Raw genomic sequence first — 345 nt, 5'->3', positions numbered from 1 at the left:
ACCGGTTGCCAGGTGGAGTAGGGCGTGCCGCCCCAGATCGGCAGGAGCTGGGCGGTGGGTTCGGTCAGGTACAGGGTTTTCAGTGCGTCGGCATCACTCGCCGCACTGATGACCAGATACAGACGCTCGCCAGTCTGCAGCGGCTGTTGTGCCAGCCAGTCCTTGGGTGTCAGTCGATCAGATGGCACAGGCACCTGCCTTGCATTTTTCGCATTCTTCGCAGAACGGTGCGTTGCGTTTGAGGGTGTTGATCTGGGCCGGGGTCAGGACCTGGCCGGCCTTGTCAGCGTCGGCCTGTTTGAGGATGCCGGGCATCAGCGGGGCGGCGCCGGTGCCGCTGCCGGG

At 64.6% G+C, this 345-nt stretch carries 2 pseudogenes; both read right to left on the bottom strand.

The annotated features are described in order from the left end of the window. Nucleotides 1-188 (bottom strand): annotated as a pseudogene (locus tag U862_RS0129035) (hypothetical protein); the annotation flags it as partial. Then, nucleotides 178-345, bottom strand: a pseudogene (locus U862_RS29900) (Rhs element Vgr protein); the annotation flags it as partial. The pseudogenes U862_RS0129035 and U862_RS29900, both read right to left, overlap by 11 nt.

Source organism: Pseudomonas sp. H1h (assembly GCF_000633255.1).
Lineage (GTDB): Bacteria > Pseudomonadota > Gammaproteobacteria > Pseudomonadales > Pseudomonadaceae > Aquipseudomonas.
This window is presented reverse-complemented; position numbering and strand designations above follow the sequence as displayed.